Source organism: Marisediminitalea alba (assembly GCF_002993365.1).
Taxonomy (GTDB): domain Bacteria; phylum Pseudomonadota; class Gammaproteobacteria; order Enterobacterales; family Alteromonadaceae; genus Alteromonas; species Alteromonas alba.
In genome coordinates this window covers 1-6,428 of sequence record NZ_PVNP01000111.1, presented here as the reverse complement: position 1 = coordinate 6,428, position 6,428 = coordinate 1, and the positions used below count along the sequence as shown (strand labels likewise).

Here is a 6,428-nt window from a genome sequence, read left to right as displayed (position 1 = left end):
GAACAACGTTAGTCAGGCTCATTCGCATACTGTTCCGGCTGCAACACCGGTATGAGAGTAACGAACTAAGTGAAAAGCGATACCGGGACCGAATGGAAAAACTGCGTATCGCCTGGCGAGAACAACTTGAACTGGCATCAAGGCGTTGTGTTACTCCCCGCTATCAGAACCGGTGTAAGCTGCGGCTAAAACACGATGATATGTGCTGGGTGTTCCTCAGTCACGATGGCGTCCCCCTCACTAACAATGAAGCAGAGCGTTCATTGCGAAGCTATGTGCTGTGGCGAAAAGGCAGCTATGGCGTGTGTTCTCACCGAGGGGAACTGTTCAGACAACGTATACTCACCATTGTAGAAACCTGCCGGAAACAAAAGCTGAATCCACTGAATTGGCTCCGCGCCATTCTCGAAGCGACGTTAAACAAAACGTCCTATCCTCTACTCGGCGACTTCAAAGCAGCCTGTCAATAGGGCCCTGCTGAACGGTTACAACAATTAGACCGATTATAATGGATTAAAAGCAAGGATTTCGTTGCATAATCAGCTACCTAAGGACTAACATATTTAGTGCACTCAACATTAAAGTATCTGGACATCGGCGAAATTACAAAGCGACCTACATAGTAGGTGTTTCGTTTCACGGTTTCGTTAGGTACATTAATATTGTAAGCGGGCTTATCATAAGTAACACGGGCGGAACATCGCATGAAAATATTAGTCGTTGAAGACGAAACAAAAACTGGAGACTACATCAAACAAGGCCTTGCCGAATCGGGCTTTGTTGTTGAGTTAGTTCGGACCGGCCTCGATGGCCATCACAAAGCCATGCTCGGTGAAAATGAGTTGATCATCTTAGACGTCATGCTGCCTGATATCGATGGTTGGAAAATATTGTCATCGTTACGAGAGTCTAACAATCATACACCGGTTCTTTTTCTTACTGCTCGTGATCATGTGAATGACCGTGTTAAAGGTTTAGAGCTCGGCGCAGATGATTACTTAGTGAAGCCGTTTGCATTTGCTGAGCTGCTAGCGCGTGTGCGTACGTTGATCCGCCGCGGCACGTCCGTGCCCAATAATATTTTACACATAGCCGATTTGGAGCTCGACATTCCTTCGCGTATTGCCACGCGAAGTGGGCGCACAATAAACCTGACAACTAAAGAGTTCACCTTATTAGAATTAATGGTGAGACGCCAAGGAGAAGTGTTGCCACGTTCTCTTATTGCCTCTCAAGTATGGGATATGAATTTTGATAGCGATACCAATGTGATTGATGTCGCCATTCGCCGTCTTCGAGCAAAAATCGATGATGACTTTTCACCAAAGCTCATTCAGACTGTGCGTGGGATGGGATATAAAATGTGTATTAATGAATCTTAAGGATCTATCAAAGCGACCAAGCTCTCTCGCCTTTCGAGTCACTATACTCGTTGGGCTCACTATCTTTGTTTGCCTAACGTTTATAAGTCTTATGGTGCAGCAATCTATTGCTCAGCATTTTGAAGAGCAGGATGCAGATGAGCTGAATGAGGTGTTTCTAGCCGTGAAACGCAAGCTTAATACAGCGTATAATGAAGGGGTCGCACCGTCTAGCATATTATTCCAAGCTGTCTCTGGGCATCACGGTGTCTATTATTTAGTTAAAAATAAAGACAACGAAGTTATTTTTAGCAGTGAGAGCGCGGTGCTAGAAAAATACCCTGGGGATACGTATGAAATAGAACAAATAACGCCATCCATGTTAAGCCTCTTTTTCGACGGCGAACATATGTTACGGGCAACGGAAATAACCGTGCGTATTGAAGACGGCAACAGCCAAACACATTATCAAGTCATCGTTGCCTCGAACATGGAATTTCATATGAACTATATGGAAGACTTCGAGACAACATTGTGGGGGATCATTGTATTGTCTGGGGCTATTACGATCTTAGCCGCGCGGTTTGCTGTTTATCGTGGTCACTCCCCCTTACGACGTCTCAGTCGCAAAATCGGTTCCATCACCGCGGATAAATTGGATATCAGGTTGGAACCCACCGAAGTCCCAGTGGAGCTTGCTAATCTGGTGGAGTCCTTTAATGCGATGATTGAGAGACTTGAAAGCGGGTTTGAGCAGCTGTCCCATTTTTCCGCTGACATAGCTCATGAACTAAGAACGCCTATCACCAACCTGACTACACAGACCCAAGTCATACTCAATCAACCACGCTCGACGAATGAATACACTGACATCTTATATTCTAACTTAGAAGAGTACGAGCGAATGTCGAAAATGGTCAGTGACATGTTGTTACTAGCACAAACGGAGCATGGCTTGATCAAACCCAACGCTGAGCGGATAGACTGTCAGAAAGAAATCGGTGAATTAATCGAATACTTTGAGCTCTTGGCCGAAGAGAAGCACATCAGCATTCAACTTATTGGTCACAAAATAACGTTAATGTGCGACAAATCGATGTTTCGACAAGCACTGAGCAACTTGTTATCTAATGCCATTCGGTACACTCCCGATAATGCAGAAGTAACCGTATCTACTCAAATACAGGATAACGAAGCATTGATATCGATTTCAAACCCAGGTAATAAGATCCCTGACATTCAACTTTCTCGCCTTTTCGATCGTTTCTACCGCGCGGATCCATCTCGAAAACGTGACGGGCAAGGCGCTGGATTAGGATTAACCATTGCGAGATCTGTTCTTGAAGTTAACGGTGCACATATACAAGTGGGATCAGATGAGCAGGCAACCACGTTCACGGTCATCTTTCCATTGCGTAGCTGACGCCTCGAACACACGCAAGTGTTAGTTCGAGACGCCCGTTGGACTAAAAGGTATACACGCCTTTTAAATAATAGAAACCGCCGTTAATGCCAATGGGTGACGTCGTTGGGTACTTTGAACCCGCCACTTCGGTATCATAAAGCACATTTTCATCAGGGAGGTTATCAAACGCATTTCGAGCGCCTAGTGTCATAATAAATGATTCATTAATATGATAACCAACTTCAAAATCGACCGTGTATTCCGCACCCACTTCCTCTATGGGTAAACCGGCATCGATGTGATCTTCAAAAATGTCACTAAAATAATTAAGGCGCGTTAATACCCGCCAATCGCCATTCGTATGATTGCCAGTCAGGCTGAAGCGGTATTCAGGCAAATTATCCTCAATCATTCGAATGCGAGTGGGTGAAATGTTTTGGACTTGCTCACCATTCACATCGAACGTTTTAACATCATCAACTTCTGTATCGGTCCAGTTCCCCGCAAACGAGAAAACCGTATCTCCTCCCAACATTTCCATTGAATAATTAGCGACGACATCAATACCTTGTGTTGACGTTGCAAAGTCATTTGTGAAGAAACTTACTTCACTAAAACTCGATGCGTCAGTGACGCCTTGGGCGAGAAGCGCATTGATATCCGCTTGCGTGAGGGTGATCCCCGACGTTGTGCTGATCCTATCTTCAACTTCAATATTGAAGTAATCGATGGTAACAAATAGCCCATTTTCAAATTCTCCTACCCATCCCACACTGTAGCTCGTAGATTCCTCAGGTTGGAGGGGCGTTGCCCCCTTTTGAATGGAAATCGGATCCGACGGCGGCAGCGTGGCTCTATCAACCAATCCCGTTGCACTGAACGCGGTAGTGACGTTTCGTACATTCGATTGTCCTATGGTCGGCGCTTTGAATCCAGTTGCAATGGCGCCGCGTATTGCGACGGTTTCATTCAGTTGATAGCGCGCAGACAACTTGCCTTTGGTTGTGTCACCAAAATCACTAAAGTCCTCGTACCGAATAGCTGCTCCCACCATAAAATCGTCGCTAAAGAAATACTCCGAATCAATATACAGCGCTGCGCTATTACGACTATTCTTGCCTTGGAACCGAGCGGCTAGCCCAGGAAAGCCGTTTGAACCGATACCAAATCCCTGTGCGGCTAAAGGGCCTACTTCGTAGGACTTTGGATCCCCAGCGATGGCTTCAAACGCTTCATATCGATATTCAATGCCCCCGGCTAAGAACAACGGTTCATTCCCGCCAATATCAATATACTTATTGATGTCGATATTGAAGCTCGCTTCTGTTTGAATGTAGCGCCCGGGATTAAACGATGTTGGTGTATCCGGTCCTAATGACGGATTTATGGTGTTGCTAATGGCATAATCGATTTCATTAGTACCATAAGCACCACTGACATCGTAATTTAGCTCGTTATCCAATTCTCCACGAGTACCAACAACCAATGAAGCATCAGTAACGATCCCCCCAAATTTTGGGGTAAATCCACCAGGAAAGAGTTCGTTGAATGCAAAACAATCAGGATTGTTTGCAACTTGGTTGATATAAACAGGGTTTTCTAGCACATTTGAGCCGACGGCTATATCGGTCGGACAGTTGCCCGATAGATCTGGCGTCAAGTCGGCTACCAGTAATAATTGCTCACCACTGTCATTGGTTCCGCCATCATTGACACCACCGCGGTTGTGTGGGTTTCGAAAGTAAAACCCGCCCTCCACTTCTCGTCTCGCATAGTTACCAAATAAATACGCTTCACTGTTTTGATCAAGCTCCAAACCTGCATTGGCAAAAAACTTAAGATCCCCTTTTATTTCAGGACTCCCCCAGACTTGCGCCGGATCTTCAACGAACGTGTTGCCATTGTTAATCAGCGCCGCCGCATCATCGCGTTGTACGCTTCGTGACGTGGGATCGGCCGTTCGATATTCTAGAGAGAGATTGACAAACCCTTGATCAGTCAATGGCAACCCAACATTGCCCGCGACCATCGTCGTTGCGCCATCCCCTTCATAATATTGACCTTTATTAAATTCCACTAGGGAATGGGATGGACTCCCCTCACAATCGGCATCGATGTGCCATGATTAAGGTAAATATCGTTAATCAATGAGGAGAGTCCTATGACTATTATGCGTATTGGGGTGGATTTAGCCAAGAATGTTTTTGATGTGCATGGTGTTGATGAGCATGAAAAACCAGCACTTCGAAAGACGATAAAACGTGCCGACCTTTTACCGTTTTTTGTTCATTTACCGCCTTGTATTGTCGCAATGGAAAGTTGCGGCAGTGCTCATTACTGGGCCAGAGAATTAATAAAATTAGGCCATACGGTGAAGTTGATAGCTCCACAGTTTGTGGCACCGTATCGCAAAGGGAATAAGAATGACCAGAATGATGCACAGGCAATATGTGAAGCTGCTTCCCGGCCTGATATGAGGTTTGTAGCGATAAAAGACGAAGAGCAACAAGCTATATTGGCGATGCACCGAATTCGCGCTCTTCTGGTCTCGGAACGCACAGCGTTAGTCAACCAGATTCGGGGGCTATTGATGGAATTTGGCGAAGTGCTGCCTCTGGGACGTGAAAAGCTACGCATGCTACTGCCCGAGTTGCTGGAGGATGCAGAAAATGGATTGCCACACCTGCTTCGAACATTGATCCACAGACAATATAGACGCCTGTGTGACCTGGACAGTGAAATTGCACAGTATGAACGTGATATTACAATACAGGTGCAACAAGATGAGGACGCAAAACGCTTGATGGAAATTGAAGGTGTGGGTCCGCTGACTGCGTCTGCGTTGTTAGCCAGCGTGGGTGATATTGGGCAATTTAAAAACGCCAGACAGTTTACCGCATGGTTAGGATTAGTTCCCCGGCAATGGTCTTCAGGAGGAAAGAATCGTTTAGGCAGAATTACAAAACGAGGCGATGTTTATTTGCGAACCTTATTGGTACATGGAGCTCGTGCTGTCATGCGATTTGTTGAGAAGAAAAGTGATCGAAAGAGCTTATGGGTCAAAGCAGTTAAAGAACGACGTGGTTTTAACAAAGCAGCCGTAGCGCTGGCCGCTAAACACGCAAGGATAATTTGGTCAATATTGTCGAATGGCACCGCATACCGCGTTATGCCAGCGCGATAAACACAAGTTAAAGCAGTCGATTCAGGGTATAGAGTAAAGAGTTGCAAAGAGTATGACATGATGGCACAACAGGTTGAACCGACGACAGCTAAACCTGCGTTCGCACCGGGCCATAATAGGCCGTTAGGGAAATTAGGCGCTGTCGAGCGGATCTCCATCAGGGTCCCTGTCGAGAAAAGACAGATTATGAGGCCGGATACAAGCAAGCAGTTAAACCGATAGTGCCAGCAGTTATCTCTTGCAAAACGAGGGGAGTCCATACAAGATGCGAATAAGTCCCCGATGTGAGATCATAGCTGCATAGTAAATCACAGCCATTACCGCCCATGAGCCAACAGTTAACTTTTGCCGATAGTGAGTTTTCCAGCAAGCGCCGCCAGACCCGTAAAGAGATATTCTTATCCAGAATGGATAAACTGCTGCCGTGGCCTCAACTGCTGGAAGTGATTGAACCCTTTTATCCTAAAGCTGGCAATGG

General features: G+C 45.9%; 5 protein-coding genes and 1 pseudogene. 5 read left to right on the top strand and 1 reads right to left on the bottom strand.

What is annotated here, in order from left to right:
- The 3 genes from C6Y40_RS11125 to C6Y40_RS11115 all read left to right on the top strand — a co-directional run.
- Positions 1-470: IS66 family transposase (locus tag C6Y40_RS11125; protein WP_146129521.1), on the top strand; the 470-nt coding region annotated here is incomplete at its 5' end.
- A gap of 234 nt (positions 471-704) precedes the next feature.
- Positions 705-1,382, top strand: a complete 678-nt coding sequence (locus C6Y40_RS11120; RefSeq protein WP_044447541.1) for a heavy metal response regulator transcription factor — start codon at positions 705-707, stop codon at positions 1,380-1,382.
- Positions 1,372-2,784 (top strand): heavy metal sensor histidine kinase, encoded by a 1,413-nt coding sequence (locus C6Y40_RS11115; RefSeq protein WP_044447536.1) that lies wholly within the window; start codon positions 1,372-1,374, stop codon positions 2,782-2,784. Before C6Y40_RS11120 ends, C6Y40_RS11115 begins: the two co-directional genes overlap by 11 nt.
- A 43-nt stretch (positions 2,785-2,827) precedes the next feature.
- On the opposite strand, the gene C6Y40_RS11110 is transcribed toward C6Y40_RS11115, so the two are convergent.
- Complete coding sequence (locus C6Y40_RS11110) at positions 2,828-4,843, bottom strand: TonB-dependent receptor plug domain-containing protein (RefSeq protein ID WP_105934648.1); 2,016 nt, start codon at positions 4,841-4,843, stop codon at positions 2,828-2,830.
- A gap of 84 nt (positions 4,844-4,927) precedes the next feature.
- Between C6Y40_RS11110 and C6Y40_RS11105 the strand changes: the two genes are divergently transcribed.
- Together C6Y40_RS11105 and C6Y40_RS11100 are read left to right on the top strand one after the other, a co-directional pair.
- Complete coding sequence (locus C6Y40_RS11105; RefSeq protein WP_105934647.1) at positions 4,928-5,950, top strand: IS110 family RNA-guided transposase; 1,023 nt, start codon at positions 4,928-4,930, stop codon at positions 5,948-5,950.
- Between the two features lie 326 nt (positions 5,951-6,276).
- A pseudogene (locus C6Y40_RS11100) lies at positions 6,277-6,428 on the top strand (IS5/IS1182 family transposase); the annotation flags it as partial.

What these genes read in the sequence shown, in the direction of transcription:
- C6Y40_RS11120 (WP_044447541.1), top strand. Translation starts at nt 705, where the DNA reads ATGAAAATATTAGTCGTTGAAGACGAAACAAAAACTGGAGACTACATC.
- C6Y40_RS11115 (WP_044447536.1), top strand. Translation starts at nt 1,372, where the DNA reads ATGAATCTTAAGGATCTATCAAAGCGACCAAGCTCTCTCGCCTTTCGA.
- C6Y40_RS11105 (WP_105934647.1), top strand. Translation starts at nt 4,928, where the DNA reads ATGACTATTATGCGTATTGGGGTGGATTTAGCCAAGAATGTTTTTGAT.